The 17,309-nt window shown below is 35.4% G+C and carries 18 protein-coding genes and 1 pseudogene; 6 read left to right on the top strand and 13 right to left on the bottom strand.

Annotation, left to right across the window (positions count from 1 at the left end; all coding sequences use genetic code 11):
* Nucleotides 1-226 precede the first annotated feature (226 nt).
* Nucleotides 227-1,267, top strand: coding sequence for a C45 family autoproteolytic acyltransferase/hydrolase (locus tag PYW36_RS03845; protein WP_103158757.1), 1,041 nt, complete (start codon nt 227-229; stop codon nt 1,265-1,267).
* Between the two features lie 50 nt (nt 1,268-1,317).
* On the opposite strand, the gene PYW36_RS03840 is transcribed toward PYW36_RS03845, so the two are convergent.
* Together PYW36_RS03840 and PYW36_RS03835 are read right to left on the bottom strand one after the other, a co-directional pair.
* Nucleotides 1,318-2,160 (bottom strand): DUF4097 family beta strand repeat-containing protein, encoded by an 843-nt coding sequence (locus tag PYW36_RS03840; RefSeq protein ID WP_037575702.1) that lies wholly within the window; start codon nt 2,158-2,160, stop codon nt 1,318-1,320.
* Nucleotides 2,157-2,720 (bottom strand): HAAS signaling domain-containing protein, encoded by a 564-nt coding sequence (locus PYW36_RS03835; RefSeq protein WP_037575700.1) that lies wholly within the window; start codon nt 2,718-2,720, stop codon nt 2,157-2,159. The genes PYW36_RS03840 and PYW36_RS03835 overlap by 4 nt, the downstream gene beginning before the upstream one ends.
* Nucleotides 2,721-2,905: 185 nt before the next feature.
* Here PYW36_RS03835 and PYW36_RS03830 point away from each other — a divergent pair, with 185 nt between their 5' ends.
* Nucleotides 2,906-3,460 carry a thioredoxin family protein gene (locus tag PYW36_RS03830; RefSeq protein WP_103158756.1) on the top strand — a complete coding sequence of 185 codons (555 nt, stop codon included), beginning with the start codon at nt 2,906-2,908 and terminating at the stop codon, nt 3,458-3,460.
* Nucleotides 3,461-3,657: 197 nt separating this feature from the next.
* On the opposite strand, the gene PYW36_RS03825 is transcribed toward PYW36_RS03830, so the two are convergent.
* The 8 genes from PYW36_RS03825 to PYW36_RS03790 form a co-directional block, all read right to left on the bottom strand.
* Nucleotides 3,658-4,071, bottom strand: a complete 414-nt coding sequence (locus PYW36_RS03825) for a DUF2188 domain-containing protein (RefSeq protein ID WP_037575696.1) — start codon at nt 4,069-4,071, stop codon at nt 3,658-3,660.
* A gap of 40 nt (nt 4,072-4,111) precedes the next feature.
* Nucleotides 4,112-5,473: a gluconate:H+ symporter gene (locus tag PYW36_RS03820; RefSeq protein WP_103158755.1), complete on the bottom strand. Its 1,362-nt coding sequence runs from the start codon at nt 5,471-5,473 to the stop codon at nt 4,112-4,114.
* An 18-nt stretch (nt 5,474-5,491) separates the two neighbouring features.
* Nucleotides 5,492-7,021 (bottom strand): gluconokinase, encoded by a 1,530-nt coding sequence (locus tag PYW36_RS03815; protein ID WP_103158754.1) that lies wholly within the window; start codon nt 7,019-7,021, stop codon nt 5,492-5,494.
* Between the two features lie 22 nt (nt 7,022-7,043).
* On the bottom strand, nt 7,044-7,718 hold the full coding sequence (locus PYW36_RS03810; RefSeq protein WP_037575693.1) for a GntR family transcriptional regulator: 675 nt from the start codon (nt 7,716-7,718) through the stop codon (nt 7,044-7,046).
* Nucleotides 7,719-7,898: 180 nt separating this feature from the next.
* Nucleotides 7,899-8,627, bottom strand: a complete 729-nt coding sequence (gene pmtD, locus PYW36_RS03805; RefSeq protein ID WP_037575691.1) for a phenol-soluble modulin export ABC transporter permease subunit PmtD — start codon at nt 8,625-8,627, stop codon at nt 7,899-7,901.
* On the bottom strand, nt 8,627-9,499 hold the full coding sequence (gene pmtC, locus PYW36_RS03800) for a phenol-soluble modulin export ABC transporter ATP-binding protein PmtC (protein ID WP_037575689.1): 873 nt from the start codon (nt 9,497-9,499) through the stop codon (nt 8,627-8,629). Before pmtC ends, pmtD begins: the two co-directional genes overlap by 1 nt.
* A 695-nt stretch (nt 9,500-10,194) precedes the next feature.
* The gene (locus tag PYW36_RS03795; protein ID WP_258026739.1) at nt 10,195-10,491 is read right to left on the bottom strand and encodes a GntR family transcriptional regulator; all 297 of its coding nucleotides are present in this window, start codon (nt 10,489-10,491) and stop codon (nt 10,195-10,197) included.
* 300 nt (nt 10,492-10,791) lie between these two features.
* Nucleotides 10,792-10,968, bottom strand: a complete 177-nt coding sequence (locus tag PYW36_RS03790; RefSeq protein ID WP_037575851.1) for an SE1626 family protein — start codon at nt 10,966-10,968, stop codon at nt 10,792-10,794.
* 159 nt (nt 10,969-11,127) lie between these two features.
* Between PYW36_RS03790 and PYW36_RS03785 the strand changes: the two genes are divergently transcribed.
* The 3 genes from PYW36_RS03785 to PYW36_RS03775 all read left to right on the top strand — a co-directional run bounded on the left by PYW36_RS03785 (nt 11,128) and on the right by PYW36_RS03775 (nt 13,855).
* Entirely contained in the window at nt 11,128-12,417 is a 1,290-nt protein-coding gene (locus PYW36_RS03785; protein ID WP_103158753.1) for an aminotransferase class I/II-fold pyridoxal phosphate-dependent enzyme, read from the top strand.
* Between the two features lie 83 nt (nt 12,418-12,500).
* Nucleotides 12,501-13,316: an SPL family radical SAM protein gene (locus PYW36_RS03780; RefSeq protein WP_084276053.1), complete on the top strand. Its 816-nt coding sequence runs from the start codon at nt 12,501-12,503 to the stop codon at nt 13,314-13,316.
* A gap of 14 nt (nt 13,317-13,330) precedes the next feature.
* Complete coding sequence (locus tag PYW36_RS03775; RefSeq protein ID WP_103158752.1) at nt 13,331-13,855, top strand: methylated-DNA--[protein]-cysteine S-methyltransferase; 525 nt, start codon at nt 13,331-13,333, stop codon at nt 13,853-13,855.
* 129 nt (nt 13,856-13,984) lie between these two features.
* Here PYW36_RS03775 and PYW36_RS11305 read toward each other — a convergent pair.
* Both PYW36_RS11305 and PYW36_RS03770 read right to left on the bottom strand, forming a co-directional pair.
* Nucleotides 13,985-14,071 (bottom strand): annotated as a pseudogene (locus tag PYW36_RS11305) (hypothetical protein); the annotation flags it as partial.
* A gap of 29 nt (nt 14,072-14,100) precedes the next feature.
* Complete coding sequence (locus tag PYW36_RS03770; RefSeq protein WP_308446697.1) at nt 14,101-14,427, bottom strand: ASCH domain-containing protein; 327 nt, start codon at nt 14,425-14,427, stop codon at nt 14,101-14,103.
* A 435-nt stretch (nt 14,428-14,862) separates the two neighbouring features.
* Between PYW36_RS03770 and PYW36_RS03765 the strand changes: the two genes are divergently transcribed.
* Complete coding sequence (locus tag PYW36_RS03765; protein WP_103159700.1) at nt 14,863-15,369, top strand: YagU family protein; 507 nt, start codon at nt 14,863-14,865, stop codon at nt 15,367-15,369.
* Nucleotides 15,370-15,641: 272 nt separating this feature from the next.
* Here the strand turns inward: PYW36_RS03765 and groL are convergent, their stop codons facing one another.
* Entirely contained in the window at nt 15,642-17,261 is a 1,620-nt protein-coding gene (groL, locus tag PYW36_RS03760) for a chaperonin GroEL (protein ID WP_037575682.1), read from the bottom strand.
* Nucleotides 17,262-17,309 lie beyond the last annotated feature (48 nt).

The raw sequence follows: 17,309 nt of genomic DNA, 5'->3' as shown, positions 1-17,309 counted from the left end.
CTTTTTTCTTCTGTACATTTTTTAACGATAAAATGTCCGATACAACCATCGTTTCGTAGCGACATACGTGTCTACCCACATCCCTATCACTCCCTGATTGTGATGTTCTCTCATTTCTGAAGATAATAATATTATAAGTGCATTATGACTTAAATACTATTAACGATGTATTACAACATCGTAACAAATTGTGTTAAACAGATTTCACTTAAAGGGGCTTTTCCACATGCAAAAAGTAACGTTAGATATAGAAACATTTGAAGGCACACATTATGATTATGGTGTCTTTGTTGCGCACTGGATGCAACAAACAAAAATGCTTAAAAATAGAGAGAAAGAATGGAAAAAACGTGTTCCTCGCTTCGATATTGATGTACAAGAAACGTTTTATGCTTTCCAAAATTTTGCTCCTGGTATATGGGATGAAATCAAGGGCATTCAAGACACTTTAAATATCCCAACAAAGCAAGCCATCCTTAATTTTGCACATTTTCGCTTCACTGAACTGCCGGAGAGTGGTTGCACCGTATACGTTGGCGATGACTATATGGTTCGCAATTATGATTATCATCCCGCAACATACGATGGAAGATATCAACTTTTTCGACCAACGGATACAGGGTATGCCCAAATCGGCCCAATGTCAAGGACGACAGGCAGAATGGATGGTATGAATGAACACGGCTTCGTCATGGCTTATAATTTTATGCATCGAAAAAAACCTGCGAATGGGTTTGTGTGTTATATGGTAGGACGTATATTATTAGAAACTTGTCGAAATGTCGAGGAAGGCATTCAAATGTTGAAAAAGCTCCCCCATCGAAGCTCTTTTACATATATGTTACAAGATAAAACAGGGGCACATGCGATAGTAGAGGTGACGCCAAGACGTGTTGACGTCCGATATGATCATACTTGTACTAATCATTTCAAACTTTTGCAACATGAAAATCGAAATTACATCAAAGAGTCCCAAGAACGATTACAACGTTTAAATCAAAATTTAAATGAACCCTCAGATCGTTTTGAAATTTTCAAGAGATTCAATGATCCACAATTTGGGATTTATAGCAAACTCTTTAAAAGTTGGAGTGGTACCATTCATACAACCATGTATGAACCTAAAACGTTAACTGCATGGATAAGTTTAGGTGAAAACCAACATCCCATCGCCATTTCATTTCAAAATTGGTTAAACGGACACCCACTCGAAGTCAACAAAATTGAGGGTGTGATTGATACCGACATTCAATTTGCCTCAAAATAGTTCAAAAAAACCGCTTTACGTGTCAATTTACGTAAAACGGTTTTTCTATATTAATCAATACTTATATCTCCATGGTTCGTATAGAGCTCAATCAAGTGTTTGCCTGTTCCATTTTTTCCTTGATGTAATCCCGGCGTATTGACATTAATTTTCCCCTTTTCAGGGCTTAACTTTAACATCACATCTTTTGGAGCGTCTAAATAACGCATTGTGATATTACCATGATTAACAGATCCCTTGAAATCGCACTCTGGTTTCATCTTGTTGAGCTCCATGCTCCCTCTTTCAACTTTAAAGACGCTTTTATGCACGAGCGCATTATTCATCATAATTTTACCTTTATCGACGTTGATTTCTGAATTTGAAAGTTGACTGTTTTTCATCTTAACAAACGATTCATTCGCATTAATGTTTGTTTCGTCAAACTTACAATGATTTAAAGTAATTTCTCCGTTAGCCTCATTCCAAATGGTCGCATTGTGACTTTGTACATCATTTAATGCCACATCACCAACACGCGTATTTATATTAAGTTCATCTAATTTTTGTGGCGGTACAGTAATGATTAACTGCTCTTGTGAACTATCAAACGGGTTTAAATTTAGAATGCGTTTTTTATCGTTTTGAGAGTCGGAAATTTGTAAAGTTTCATTTTGATTGGAAAAGTTGATGTTCGACTTTCCTTCATAATGTACATGAAAACGTTGGCCTTTTTTTATTATGACATTTGTACCGTCAGAGTGAACATTAATTCGTTTGATGTTATTTTGAGAATACGATTTTTCTATAGTTTTGACTTGGTTGCCATGGGCTTCTACGCCAAACCATATCGCAGAGCCAAGTGCAAAAAAGACTAAAAACATGATCAAACCTGCTATAAATAATTTCTTCATGATTGAAATGTTCCTTTTTTAATAAAGTTAATGTTCCATTTTAAATAACGAATCAATGCATCACGTAGAAGACAAACGAATTTTACAATGACAACAAAAAACATCAAACCTAAACCACAATACGCAAAACTAAAAAGGTAATTACTCACTGAAATTTGGTGTAAATCTGCAAAGAGATTTGTAATCAATACAATAAGTGGTGCTAACACCATACCTAACGTAATAAACATACCGACAATAATTAAAAGTATGAGAAAAATTAATGGCACAACCACAAAAATAAGTGTGATTAAGCTCATACCAATGGTCGCCGCCACCGCACGTCTTAAGTGATTAAAATCTGGTTTCTTTTCAGCATCTTTGACCGCATATTTTGCATACTTTTTCTTTGCAATTTGTTTAGGGGAATCTAGTGTTTTGAGAATTTCGCTATCGGTTTTGCCTTTTTCATTCTCTTTAAAAAAGTGATTTTCATATTGATTCATAATTTGATCCGCCACCTGATTCGGTAACCGATGCAATTGATGTTCTAACTCATTTAAAAATGTGATTTTGTCCATCTATTCCCCCCCTTTTGCAAACATATTATCTCAACACTTAAAATTATAATTTGAAACAATAAAAATTAAAACCTCGTGCCATTATTTGTATTCTAAATGTCATAAACTTAATTTGTTGTAATCTTTTTAATTTTCTTTCAATAATCATGTTGCTATAATAGAAACAACGAAGGAGGGTGTTAACGATGACGCATTTAAAAACATATTATCAGCAAGCAAAGCCTATCGATCAATATATTGAAGATATGTCAGTCAATAAAGAGGGATTTTTAAGCATCTATGAAGACTTTGAAATGCCACAAAATGATTCAAGATTTGATGCGATACAAGCGAAAGGGTATCGTTATGTACTGATTATTACCGAAGATTGGTGTGGGGATGCCATGATGAATAGCCCGATTCTAAAACACATTTCAGAAAGATTAAATTTAGAAGTTCGTGCTTTTTATCGTGACGAAAACACGGACCTCATCGACCAATATTTAACGAATGGAAAATCCCGATCTATTCCAATTTTTATTTTTATGAATGAACAATTTGAGCAACTGGCAGTTTGGGGACCACGCGCGCAGTCTGTACAAAAATTTGTAACTTCTGTTCGCGAAGCATTACCAGACAAATCACATCCAGACTTTTCAGATAAAGAAAAAGAAGTCCATCAAACGATTCGTAATCGATACTTAACAGATCATACATTTTGGAATGATGTGTACGAATCCATTCTCAAAACACTTCAATAAGCGAATAATGCTGAAATAAAATTAATTTCATTGATTCTCAAATGGGCCTCATATAATCTGTCTTTTTGATTCTTTTTCACTTATTGAAATGCTATAAAAATAGCCATCAAAACTTACGCATTGGTAAATTTTGATGGCTTTTTAATTACTGGGTGCAATGTCTTTTAACTTTTTTGTTTGTGTACTAGCTTTCATTTTCATTCGGATTTTTGATGTGTGATAACATTTGTGTTTTTATTTTCCGCAATCTCTTTCGCGCGTTTTACCGCTTCTTCTTTATTTCTAAATGTATCAGAGGCTTGTTGTGCAGTTTCAGTTTTCACTTTCCACATATCGTCTTCATAATAGACGTGTACGTCATGCTTATTGAGCTTAGGATTGGCTGAAGAAGATTTTTCGTGTTGCGTTACAGATTGATGTTGTAGTTTTTCTAAATCCTTTTCTGAAGCATTTTTGTACCATTTCTCTGCCTGTGAAGTTGCGATAGGAATCACTTCAGACTCCTTGTAGCCATCTTCTAACATTGCATTTCCGATATCAATTGCTTTTCTAAGTTCTAAACGGTCAAGATTTTTCCAACTTTCAGGATAATCCTTCATTGTCCATGGCATGAAAATCACCTCTTTTATTTCATACCCTCACTGATTTTTATTACACAAATAGACTTAATAAAAATACAAAGATAAAGCCAGACACTGAAATAATTGTTTCAACTAATGACCATGTAAGAAATGTTTCTTTTATTGTTAAACCAAAATACTCTTTAAACATCCAAAACCCTGCGTCATTAACATGTGAACAAAAAACACTTCCAGCCCCAATGGCAAGCACTACTAAAGCAAGATTGACATCCGCTGTTTGGAGTAGTGGTAAAACGATACCTGTCGTCGAAATCGCAGCCACGGTTGCTGAGCCTAATGCAAGACGGAGCACTGCAGCCACAATCCATGCTAATAGAAGAGGTGATAATGTAGAGCCAGTAAAGAAATGTTCAATTGTTTTGCCAACCCCTCCATCAATTAGGATTTGTTTAAAGGCACCCCCACCCCCGATGATAAGTAACATCATGCCAATAGGATAAATCGCTTCAGAAACCGAATCCATAATATGAGACATTTTACGTTGTTGACGAAATCCCATACTATAAATCGCAAAGAGAACAGCAATCAACATAGCTGAACCAGCACTACCTACAAAATATAAAATACTTTCAAAAATATTTGTTGCACCCTCCTGATGCCCAGATATCAATTGCCAAATCGTTGCAATTAACATCAAAATAACGGGTAATAACGCGGTAAAAGTACTGATTTTAAAGCTTGGTAATTCTGAAGGTTCGAAAACTTTTGAAGCACCCAATGAAGAAATATCCCCTTCACGTTGAAATGCTTGAGCGGTTAACTTCGGTGCGATTTTAATGAATAAAGGACCTGCTATAAGCGTCACAGGAATCGCAATAATAAAGCCATACATGAGAACTTCTCCGATATTAGCATTTAACTCTTTAGCTATGACGACAGGTCCAGGATGAGGGGGTAAAAATCCGTGCGTCACTGAGAGCGCTGTGACCATTGGTAAACCTATAGACAATTGAGAGATTTTCATGCGCTTTGCAATTGTAAAAACGAGTGGTATGAGTAATACGAGACCTACTTCAAAAAATAACGCGATACCTATAATAAATGAAGCGAGGACCATCGCCCACATGACGTAACGGCGTCCTAATTTTGCAATTAAAGTATCCGCAATTTGAGTGGCACCTCCACCATCTGCAAGCAATTTACCTAACATTGCGCCTAACCCAAAAATCAGGGCAATGTGACCTAGTGTTCCTCCCATACCGGTTTCAATAGTTGTAATAATTTTATCAAGTGGCATGCCTAATAAAATTCCAGTCACTATGGCGGTAATAATCAATGCAATAAACGTATTTAACTTAATTTTCATAATTAACACGAGCAAAATAAGAATACCCAAAATAATACTTATCAACGGCCATAATTCTTGTACCATTTTCATCCCTCAATTCATTTATTTTGATTTTCGAAAAGCTGCAATTCTTTCGTAAGTCGTCATTAAATTTTGAGTCATTTCCATAAATATAGAGCTTAAGATCCGATACTGTTGTACAGCTTCATCATTAGGTTCATGACGATTGACGTTTCCTATCCAGTTCGACAGATAATCATAAGCCCGTTCATCTCCAAGCGCTTTAAATCCAAGGGTTGCTGCGCCTAAACAAGAACTTTCATAACTTTTAGGAATCACGACTTCACAGTCAAAGATGTCTGCCATTATTTGTCGCCAAAGTGAATTTCTTGAAAAACCCCCAGTCGCTTTAATCGTTTTAGGTAAGGTTCCAGTCATTTCTGTTAAAGTCATTAAAACCGAATAGAGATTATATAAAACACCCTCTAACACAGCGCGTATCATATGACCTTGATGATGCGCCAATGTAAAGCCGATGAAAGCCCCTCTCGCATTGGAAGACCAAATAGGCGCACGTTCTCCTGACAAATAAGGCTGAAAGATGAGGCCATCAGCACCAGGTTGTATCTCTTCTGCCATATTAAACATTTGATCGTAACTTAAGCTCACCTGTTCATCCTCATGATTTGTCTGTCTTTGCAATATTTGTTCACGTAGCCACTGTAACGTGACTGCCCCATTGTTCACAGGACCACCAATGACATAATGATTTTCATCTAATATGTAACAGAATGTACGCCCTTTAGGATCTAATTGAGGCGTATTCACTACCGTTCTGATGGCACCTGATGTGCCGATTGTGACCGCGATTTCTCCTGGTCTAAAACTATCCACACCTAAGTTTGATAAGACACCATCACTTGCACCTATGATTAACGGAACACTAGAGGTTAGATGTAACTTTTGGCTTATTTCTGGTTCTATAGATAAAACGTGCAGGGTTGATACAACCTTTGGTAAGCTCATCTCATCAATTCCAATTTGTTCTAAAGCTTCAGCATCCCATTTTTTATGATGAATGTTGAATAAACCGGTTGAAGAGGCAATGGACATATCCATCACGCATTTTTGTGTAAGGTGAAAAATCACAAAAGTTTTGATATCAATCATTTTATAGGCTTGATTAAAAATTTCTGGTTGATGTTCTTTTATCCATATTAATTTACAAAAAGGCGACATCGCATGAATAGGTGTTCCGGTATTGTAATAGAGCGTCGCCCCCTTATCAGAATGTTTATAACGTTCCGCAATCGTTTTTGCTCGATTATCGGCCCAAGTTATTGATTTTGTAAGCGGTCGCATATGTTTATCAACTAGCAATAAGCTATGCATTTGTGCACTAAAAGCAATATGTGAAAGCGTGCCAAGCGTTTGTGCTTTCTCAATTGTTTCAGTTAACGTATGCATCACCGCTAAAACAATGTCTTCAGGATTTTGTTCAGCCGTCTCTGTATTCGGTGTTAATAGCGGATATGCTTGTTGTGACTTTCCTCGCTCTTGACCCTGAGCATCAAAAATCACTGCTTTAGTACTTGTCGTGCCTATATCGACACCAATACTTAACTTCGTCATCCCCTCATCCTTTCTATAATTCTCATCTCCAAAATGCGCCAATATCATCATTTAAATCATTAAAATTAACTTTAAACGCTTCGTACATCAAGGTTTTATTTCTTTTTTGGATAGCTTCAATATAAAGTTGATGGTTATGTACAATTCTTTCAAAATCAGCCTTATCTGATGTCATACGTGTCGACATGCCAATGTAAATAACACAAAGTAATTTTTCACGAATCGATGTCCACAAATTAAGGAGGGCTTCATGGTGACACGCAAAAACTAAATGTTCATGAAATAATAAATCATGTTCAGAAAATCCTGCCGCGTCGTTGAATTGTATACACACTTTCATCATTTCAAGTGTTTGATACATTTTTGAAATTAGCCATTCGATATCTTCATGTTGAATGACCTTAGTAAATGCAAAAGATTCAATCATTAATCGGATATCTGTTAATTCTTGCTGTTTTTCTTTATCAAACGCTTTAACCTCTGCCCCCATTCTTTCTAGTTGAATGAGCCCTTCTTGATTTAAATTTTTAAAAGCATCTCTCACAGGTGATCGACTCACTTCAAACTGTTTGGCGATTTGATTTTCCGTTAATACGGTTTTCTCACTATAATCTCCATTGATAATATTCAAACGAATTTGCGCTGCAATTTTCTCTCCCGTTGATAAGGGATACAACCAATTTTCAGGAATATTCATAAACTCACCTCAACTTGTATACAAGTATTCTAAAACATTTTCCGGTTTGTGTAAACGCTTTCTTTTGCGAATAAGTTTATCTTTAAAAGCCTGGGTATTTTCAGATATGAACACCCTCACATTAAAAAAGCACCCAAAATTCATTTTCCAATGAATTTTGAGTACTTTTATGAATTTATTTTAAATATCTCTTTTACTGATAACAAAGAGGTTCGCTACAAATAAAACAACAATAGAAGCGATATTAATGAACCATTGCCAATGTGTAAAATCTAAACCATCATTCATGGATTTTTCACTGAGGTAACTGAATGGGATGTACTTAAGTGATTTATTAATATCGTCACCTATTTCAGGAATTAAAGGTACAAAAGGTTTCACAACAGGCAGTAACAGTAATAATAAAATGCCTAGTGTAAAGACTAATGATGGTTTTTGAACAAATAAATTAATTAAAAATAGTAATAAACCATACACCAAAAATAAAATGAGATAGAAAACGATAAGTTCCCAAATATTTTTACTATCAAAATCAGGACCTTTTGTTGTCCAACTAATAATATAAGTGACTAAAATGACAACACCGGACATTAAAATAGAAATAAGGATAATTGAAACAAATTTGGCAACAAAATAACTTACACGATTTCTTACATTGTTAATAAAGAGTTGAATAGTTCCTTGGCTAGTATCTCGTGTAATCGTTTTGATGACAAACATTAATCCAATAAGTGAGAAAAACCACTTAGCCACACTAAACATTGTTCCAGGGTCAACATCTTTATGGTTTCCTATTAAGATACCTATTGTAATGGCTAAGGGTGCGATGCCTAATAATAAAGCAATATATGTTAATGGACTCTTAAGAATACTAATAAGATCATATTTGATTAATTGTGCAATATTCATTATTTGTCACCTCTCTGATTAATATTAAAGTACGTATCACGTAATGATGCGCGACGTGTTTCGATATAATTCGGGAAAATGTTTTCTGTCGCTAATCCTTTTAATACAGGTTGGTAACTCGTTTGCACATGAAGAATAATTTCTCCAGATTCTTTATAACTTTGAATCACCTCAAAGTTCGATTTTAGATATGTAAGTGCTTTATCAAAATCATTGCTTTCCACGTGCAGAATTGTTTGATCTGACGTTTGTCCTTCAGTCATATTAACATCTTGAACAAAATGACCATCACGTAAAAATACAGCACGGTCACAGATTAATTCTATATCCTCTAATTTATGACTCGAAATTAATATTTTCATATCTAATTCTCGCACAAGTTTTTCAATTGTTTTTAAAACATCGATGGAACCATCGGGATCCATCCCATTAGTTGGCTCATCTAAAATTAAATATTTCGGTTTATTCATTAATGAAACAGCAATGGCTAGCTTTTGTTTCATACCCATTGAGTATTTTTTTACTTTTTTCTTAATATACGTTTCCATTCCAAATGCTCGAATAATTGCTTCTGTATACTCCGCATCGTACCCTTTTCCTAACACATGGGCGAACAACTTTAAGTTATACAATCCGGATTTATTGTCATAAAGCTTTGGATGCTCGATGAGGTACCCTATATTGTCTTCCTTATTAACTGAAACTTCACCAGAATAATTCACGATATTTCCGTTCATTATTTTCATAATTGTAGTTTTACCTACACCATTTTTACCGATTAAACCTACAATTTTACTGTCTTCAAACGCAAAGTTGATCGCATCAAGTACAGTATTATTACCATAACGTTTTGTAATTTGTTTTAACTGCATGCCTGATATCCTCCTAAAAATTCTTTAAATGTATCATTTATTTAAGATACATATTCATTGTTGATAGTATACTTACAACAAAGTATGAAAACCCTAGCTCTATATGCCCCTCACGGAGGAATTTTTAATAAAAATGAACCCTATTGCTAAAAGAACTTCACCTATTCATTAAGAATTTCAGAGTTTTTTAGTTACGAATAAACAAATATCGGTATGTTAAAATTCATTTTTTACTACACTGAGATAACCCCAAAATCAAGATAAACAATCACTGTAATAAACATTTATACAAAACTAAAATGTACAACAATACCACTTACAAAAGCACATTCCCTATGTAACGGGAAAATCAATGATAGCCTCAGTTGCTCCCAAAACTGATATGTAAAGGCTATTAAGCAGTTGTAAACGTGATACAGGTAAACTATGCCAAAAACGCTTATTAACCAATACGGTTAATTTACCTAAATGCATTTACGCTTTCAAACAACATGATGATTGATAGGATAAATATGAATGATTGCTAAAACAAAGGGTAGTCTGATTTCGCAATCATATACCAAAGTAACCATAACAAAATTATCAAATAAAGCGCAACTCTCCACTTTCTTAAATAAAAGAAACTTATCAAGAGTTGTGTCATTGTGTTATTGCTTTCTGTTCTATGCGCTCATAATTTAATTACATCATAATTACTACTTATAACGTCTCCTTATCATCATGGTTAACGCTTCTAATGGCATGTGCACAGTTTTGGCTTCTTTCACTAAGTTTTGAGACATTTCTTCAATCATTTTCAAATGTCTCTCTTTAAGCCGCTCTGTATTGAAAGTGTTCACATACGTCCCCTTTCCTCTATAAGTACATAAATAGCCTTCTTTTTCTAAATCTTCATAAGCACGTTTTGTCGTAATTAAACTAATGTCTAATTGTCTTGCGAGCTCTCTCATAGAAGGCAAAACCATTCCTGGGGCAAGTTCTCCTTGTAACACTTACCCTTTAATCTGTTGCTTAATTTGCTCATAAATAGGGAGTTCATTTTGTTTTTCTAACATTATTTTCATAATACACCTCCAACAGTGTATATATACAAAATACACAACATTCAACTTTAAGTGAATCAAATACATCTTAATTTTATGTAAATCCCCTTTAATTAATACTATTTATATAAACAAAAAAAGAACCTGATATCATACACATGATACAGATTCATTTAAAATATCGATAACTCATAAAATTTGATATTGAACAAAATGCTAACTTCAAAATGAAACTTCACTTTTGATGCTTTATTGATTTCTTTTTTTACGGTCATTATTTCGACTAATAAACGCACAAATCATAAACATAATGGATGCTATAAATAATTTTATTGCAGAGGGTTCCTCACCTTGATACTGAAAAAAGAGCCCTACGAAAAATACGATAATCGCAATAATTAAAAAGATTTTAGTCAGATGCTTCATCATACCTTCACCTCATTTATCACAGTATAACAAAGATACATAATAAGATAAATGTGAGATTTTATGAAGGTTCCTCATTGAATACGCTTTCCTTCCCTTTAATTTTTATGCAATTCACGTTATAGTAAGAATATCTATAATAACGAAAGGTTGACGCTTATGAACCCTTTAGCCCTATCCTTAAATGATGAATTAAATCGTTCCAATCCCATAGTCTTAGATATGCTTTCTGATTTAGGAAAAAGCATGTATTATCCTAAGGGAATTTTAACACAATCTGCTGAAGCAAAATCAGCGGACTACAATGCGACAATTGGCATGGCCACAACAAAGAATGGAAAAATGTACGCTGCATCTTTATACGATATGTTCAACGATATGTCGACGGACGAAGTCTTCGGATATGCTCCTCCTCAAGGGATGGAGTCCTTACGTCAATTATGGAAAGACAAAATGCTAAAAGAAAATCCTGAGCTTTCCGAAGAGGCTATTAGTATGCCTGTTGTCACAAATGCATTGACACATGGTCTTTCTTTAGTCGGTGATTTATTCGTAAATGAAAATGATGTTGTACTATTACCTCATCATAATTGGGGCAATTACAAACTCGTATTTGGTGTACGTCACAAAGCGAATATCGAAACTTACCCTATTTTTGACGTGGATGGCCATTTTACAACTGATGGACTCATTAACAAATTAGAAGAAGTTACTCAAGAAAAAGTCATTATGGTACTTAATTATCCAAATAACCCAACAGGCTACACGCCGACACAATCAGAAGTTCAAAAAATGGTTTCAGCCATTGATCAACTTGGTCAACGTGGCGTTAACGTTGTTGTTGTAGTGGATGATGCTTATTATGGCCTTTTCTTTGAAGAGGTTTATACGCAATCTATTTTCACTGCATTAACGCAACTAGATAACCCACATGTGTTGCCCGTTCGTTTAGATGGGGCCACAAAAGAATTTTTCGCGTGGGGCTTTAGGGTTGGCTTCATGACATTTGGTTTGTCAGACGATTCAACGAAAGTAATCTTAGAAGCAAAACTAAAAGGTTTAATCCGTAGTAACAATTCAAGTGGTGCTTCGCCTTCCCAAGCGGCCGTGCAACACGTCTTAAAAAATCATGATAAATTTGATCATGAAATCCAACAAAATATTGAAACTTTACGCGCACGATATGAAGTCACTAAAGAAATCGTGTATCGCGACGCCTATCAATCCTTATGGCAACCTTATGACTTTAATTCAGGCTACTTTATGGCGCTTCAAGTTAAGCAAGTGAATGCTGAAACATTACGCCAACATTTATTAGAGAAATACTCTATTGGCATTATTTCATTAAATGATCAAGATATTCGCATCGCCTTTAGTTGTATTGAAAAAGAAGATATTGAACATGTTTTCAATACGATTGCACAAGCTATTCAAGAACTTCAATCATAAGAACAAACATCTATAGCGCATCTATTCTTAAGCGACGAAATCATCAGATGGATTTCGTCGTTTCCTTTTAAGGAGGGATGACCATGGATATTGATTTTAAAAAGCCTCAACGATTTTTAACGAAAGCGAGTGGCTTTTTATCAGACTACACCCATACCCTTAATCCCTATATGGGTTGTCAATTTGGATGTCTTTATTGTTATGTCCGTAAGTCACCGATATCATTATTTTCCGGAAAAACGTGGGGAGAATGGGTCACTGTTAAACAAAATCTGTCGACGCAATTTGAAAAAGAACTCGTAAACGCTAAAAAGAAAGGGCCAGTAACGATTTTTATGTCGTCATCGACAGACCCGTATCAACCGTTAGAAAAGAAGTACGAAGTGACGCGCGAATTACTTAAAATCATGCACAAAACGCCACCCGACTTCTTATTCATCCAAACGCGAGGCCCCTTAATACAACGTGATATCGATATCTTATCAACCTACCCTGGGCGTTTTATTGTGAGCATGACCATCGAAACAGATCGTGAAGATGTGATTCGGCAATTCACTCCTCACGCCCCAAGTATCCAAGCACGACTCAAGACGCTATCAAAATTAAATGAGGCACAAATACCCGTACAAGTTGCCATCGCCCCAATCTTACCCTGCACTTCTCATTTTGGAGAACGTTTGAAAAACTATACAAAACGCGTAACGGTCGATGATTATTTTATGGGAGATGGTTCTAACGGGCGTCGAACGCAATCATTAAATATAGAAAACATTTATGCGTCTATTGATGAAATGGACTGGTATCAGCGTGATGCCTACCAATATGTACAAAATCTCATGACACAAACTTTTGGCAAACAAAATGTCTCTATAAGTGTCGATGGATTTAAGCCCAAATAATGTGAGGAATGAAGATGAAATACTATTATAAAGATTTTATGACACCCTTAGGTGAAATGCGCGCAGTGGCCACTGAAGAAGCTATTGTTCTGTTAAGTTTTAAAGATGCTAAAGATTATAATAAAGCGCTTCAAAAACTAACTCAGCGCGGGCGACTTGTCCAAGTTTCCATATCACCTTTAATCGATCAACTAATTTATGAATTAACTGCTTACCTACACGGAGCGTATCACACTTTTACAACACCGTTACAATTTGATTTAGGGACCCCTTTTCAACATAGTGTTTGGCAAGCATTACAAGCGCTAAATGTAGGTCAAACTGTGAATTACAGTGATATCGCACAAAAAATTGGGCGACCTAAAAGTACGCGTGCAGTCGCCACTGCAATAGGACAAAATCCAATTTCTATTGTAATCCCTTGTCATCGCGTATTACGTAAAGATGGAGGGCTCGGTGGATTTAATAGCGGTCTACATCGTAAGATTCAATTACTCGAACATGAACAACAGATGACAAAAGACAAACCTAACTTTTAAAAAGAAAGGTTTGTCTGTTTTTATGAATATGTTTATCTATAGGCGTCTCGCAAAATTACATAAACTCCTAAAGGAAAACAAAAATCAACTAAAAAATAGAGTAAAAAATGAAGGTCTGTGAGATTAATATCAATGAAAAAGACATTCAAAAGTTTCACAAATCATCAATTCATGTTCATTAAATACTAAACCATATTTCTGAAACTCTTCTTTAAAAAACTTCTCATGCGCGTCTTTCCAATAATTTAATGTGCGATCGCCTTCCCCTTTAAAAAAGCATGTAGCGCAGTCACCTCACGATAAGGTACTTTTTCAACACGCGTCGTTTTAATAATACACATCGGTTCGTTTGTCTCGTTCAAAACGATACTTAAGTCTCCAACTTTTGGCAAAGGTTCAGCATCAATGGCATAAAGTGCATAAGCGCTTGTCGTCGCTGTTTTCTTACCTTGAATCACTAAATTTGCTAAATGCGTCGCATCAACTCCAAATTGCCATGCTGTATAAGTATATGATTGATATTCTGGATATTTTTCAACGAACTTCTCCCAAAATACGTTGATATTCATCATCGTTCATCCCTTCTTTTGCTGTCATTTTCTTTTAAAAGAGGAGAACACGCCTATCCAATTTGATAATTGAATGAAAACAAACTCAATAATTTTAAAGATAATTTCCATAACTTCCTCCTCGGATTCGAAAATATTACATCGAAGTATTATGAGATTCTTTGCGTGTTTTACTTCTTTTATCTTCATCTTAGCATAAACGATGACTTTACAGAAACGTGTTAGAATAGCGTCCTATATGAACGTTTATCTTAACTAAAAATTTTCAATCGTTTTCATTTATTTCTTCACATATGAACATTTCTATTAATTTTGTTAAAAAGTTGTAACTATTTATTATAATTATTCATCTTATTAAGGTATATACTTTACTTGTATAAAAGCGTTTGAGTATGGACTTATGTGATTCAAAATTAAAAATGAAAGAGGTTGATTAGAATGAAAGCAAAAGTATTTCAAAATTGGACAACTCTGCTTTGGGCAAGTATCATAGGTGGACTCTTATCTGGGATTGTTAAGTTAGGATGGGAGGTGATGTTTCCACCAAGAACACCGATGAGAGACGCAACGAATCCTCCGCAACAATTACTTCAATTGTTCGGCATACCTTCTGATATCACACATTTCACTTATCAATTTTCTGAACATGCACTCCCTTGGGTGAGTTTTATTGTACATTACAGTTTTTCAATTTTTATCGCCATTATTTATATTTTTCTAGCGACTAAATATTCAAAAATTACACTAGGTTATGGGGCAATATTTGGTATTTTCATCTGGATAGCTTTTCATTTAATACTCATGCCAGTGATGCATGTCGTCCCTAGTCCTCTTCAACAACCTCTTGCTGAACATATTTCCGAGTTTTTTGGACATATCGTTTGGATGATGGTCATTGAAATGGTAAGACGGTATTTTGCAAATAGCTTTAGACAAAAATCGTGATGATACACGCTTGTCGTCACATGAGACTGGCAGGTTCACTTAAATATCTTTAATTCACGAGATAATCACACTAATGTTTGAATTCATCACTTAAACCAAAAAGACGCTTTCCAAAAGTTTACTCAACTTATGGAAAACGCCTCAAAAGAATTATTTTAAATGTCCTTTTAGTTCATCTGAATTGGGGGGCATTTTTATTTTTTATATTTTTATGTCATTATTATGTCATGCAGAATCTTAAAACACTGTCAAATCAATGTTTATAAGCTATTTTACATCATGCCTGGCATGCCACCCATTTGAGGGGCTTCATTGCCTTTTTCTTCAGGAATATTTGCGACTACTGCTTCTGTAGTTAAGAACATCGCTGCGACACTTGCTGCGTGTTGTAGAGCTGAACGTGTCACTTTCGTTGGGTCAACAATACCCGCTTCTAACATATTCACCCATTCATTAGTCGCTGCGTTAAAACCTACACCAGGATCAGCATTTTTCATGCGTTCAACAATTACAGATCCTTCTAAGCCAGCATTTTCTGCAATTTGACGTACAGGGGCTTGTAAAGCTTTTAATACGATATTAATGCCTGTAGCTTCATCACCTTCAGCATCAATGTCACTCACGTTTTTGTATACGTTCATGAGCGCTGTACCACCGCCTGCGACAATGCCTTCTTCTACGGCTGCACGTGTAGAGTTCAGCGCATCTTCAATACGGAGTTTACGTTCTTTTAATTCAGTTTCTGAAGCAGCGCCAACTTTAATCACTGCAACTCCGCCTGCTAATTTTGCTAAGCGTTCTTGTAATTTTTCACGATCAAAATCAGAATCTGTTTCTTCGATTTGCGCTTTAAGTTGATTTACACGTGCGTCAATATTCGTTGGATCTCCATCACCATCAACGACTGTCGTGTTATCTTTTGTCACTTCTACTTTGTTCGCAGTACCTAACATATCAATCGTCGCTTCTTTTAATTCTAAACCTAAGTCATCGGTAATGACTTGTGCGCCTGTTAAAATAGCTAAATCTTCTAACATTGCTTTACGACGATCACCAAAACCTGGTGCTTTTACAGCAACAGCCGTAAATGTACCACGCATACGGTTTAAGACTAGGTTCGTTAAAGCATCACCATCAACTTCGTCAGCCACAATAAGAATTGGGCGATTAGATTGAACAATTTGTTCTAATAAAGGTAAAATATCTTGGAATGAAGAGATTTTTTTGTCTGTGATTAAAATATATGGTTTTTCTAACTCAGCCGTCATTTTGTCTGAATCTGTCACCATATATGGAGATTGGTAACCTCGATCAAACTGCATACCTTCAACCACGTCTAATTCAGTGTTAAAGCCGCTTGACTCTTCAATAGAAATCACACCATCGTTACCTACTTTTTCCATTGCCTCTGAAATAAAGCGTCCTACTTCTTCGTCAGCAGCTGAAATCGAACCTACTTGTGCAATTTCTTCTTTATTTTCAACTTTTTGAGAAATATTATGAAGTGATTCAATAGCTACTGACACTGCTTTGTCAATCCCTTGGCGAATACCTACAGGATTGGCACCGCTTGTCACGTTTTTAAGACCTTCTTGAATCATTGCTTGTGCAAGGACAGTTGCTGTTGTTGTACCGTCACCAGCGATTTCATTTGTTTTGTTCGCTACTTCTTGCACAAGTTTTGCTCCCATATTTTCATAAGGATCTTCAAGTTCGATTTCTTTAGCAATTGTCACCCCATCATTTGTAATAAGAGGCGCAGTAAATTCTTTATCTAAAACAACATTACGGCCTTTAGGACCAATCGTCACTTTAACAGCATTTGCAAGTTGGTCTACACCACGTAACATTGCTTGGCGTGCGTCTTCAGAAAATTTTAATTGTTTTGCCATAGTGCATAAACCTCCATCATCATAAAAATTATTAATAAACTAAACAAA

Source organism: Staphylococcus chromogenes (assembly GCF_029024625.1).
Classification (GTDB): domain Bacteria; phylum Bacillota; class Bacilli; order Staphylococcales; family Staphylococcaceae; genus Staphylococcus; species Staphylococcus chromogenes.
Note: the sequence above shows the minus strand (reverse complement) of the source record. Positions and strands in the feature narration are given on the sequence as shown.

What these genes read in the sequence shown, in the direction of transcription:
- PYW36_RS03845 (WP_103158757.1), top strand. Translation starts at nt 227, where the DNA reads ATGCAAAAAGTAACGTTAGATATAGAAACATTTGAAGGCACACATTAT.
- PYW36_RS03840 (WP_037575702.1), bottom strand. Translation starts at nt 2,160, where the DNA reads ATGAAGAAATTATTTATAGCAGGTTTGATCATGTTTTTAGTCTTTTTT.
- PYW36_RS03835 (WP_037575700.1), bottom strand. Translation starts at nt 2,720, where the DNA reads ATGGACAAAATCACATTTTTAAATGAGTTAGAACATCAATTGCATCGG.
- PYW36_RS03830 (WP_103158756.1), top strand. Translation starts at nt 2,906, where the DNA reads ATGACGCATTTAAAAACATATTATCAGCAAGCAAAGCCTATCGATCAA.
- PYW36_RS03825 (WP_037575696.1), bottom strand. Translation starts at nt 4,071, where the DNA reads ATGCCATGGACAATGAAGGATTATCCTGAAAGTTGGAAAAATCTTGAC.
- PYW36_RS03820 (WP_103158755.1), bottom strand. Translation starts at nt 5,473, where the DNA reads ATGGTACAAGAATTATGGCCGTTGATAAGTATTATTTTGGGTATTCTT.
- PYW36_RS03815 (WP_103158754.1), bottom strand. Translation starts at nt 7,021, where the DNA reads ATGACGAAGTTAAGTATTGGTGTCGATATAGGCACGACAAGTACTAAA.
- PYW36_RS03810 (WP_037575693.1), bottom strand. Translation starts at nt 7,718, where the DNA reads ATGAATATTCCTGAAAATTGGTTGTATCCCTTATCAACGGGAGAGAAA.
- pmtD (WP_037575691.1), bottom strand. Translation starts at nt 8,627, where the DNA reads ATGAATATTGCACAATTAATCAAATATGATCTTATTAGTATTCTTAAG.
- pmtC (WP_037575689.1), bottom strand. Translation starts at nt 9,499, where the DNA reads ATGCAGTTAAAACAAATTACAAAACGTTATGGTAATAATACTGTACTT.
- PYW36_RS03790 (WP_037575851.1), bottom strand. Translation starts at nt 10,968, where the DNA reads ATGAAGCATCTGACTAAAATCTTTTTAATTATTGCGATTATCGTATTT.
- PYW36_RS03785 (WP_103158753.1), top strand. Translation starts at nt 11,128, where the DNA reads ATGAACCCTTTAGCCCTATCCTTAAATGATGAATTAAATCGTTCCAAT.
- PYW36_RS03780 (WP_084276053.1), top strand. Translation starts at nt 12,501, where the DNA reads ATGGATATTGATTTTAAAAAGCCTCAACGATTTTTAACGAAAGCGAGT.
- PYW36_RS03775 (WP_103158752.1), top strand. Translation starts at nt 13,331, where the DNA reads ATGAAATACTATTATAAAGATTTTATGACACCCTTAGGTGAAATGCGC.
- PYW36_RS03770 (WP_308446697.1), bottom strand. Translation starts at nt 14,427, where the DNA reads ATGATGAATATCAACGTATTTTGGGAGAAGTTCGTTGAAAAATATCCA.
- PYW36_RS03765 (WP_103159700.1), top strand. Translation starts at nt 14,863, where the DNA reads ATGAAAGCAAAAGTATTTCAAAATTGGACAACTCTGCTTTGGGCAAGT.
- groL (WP_037575682.1), bottom strand. Translation starts at nt 17,261, where the DNA reads ATGGCAAAACAATTAAAATTTTCTGAAGACGCACGCCAAGCAATGTTA.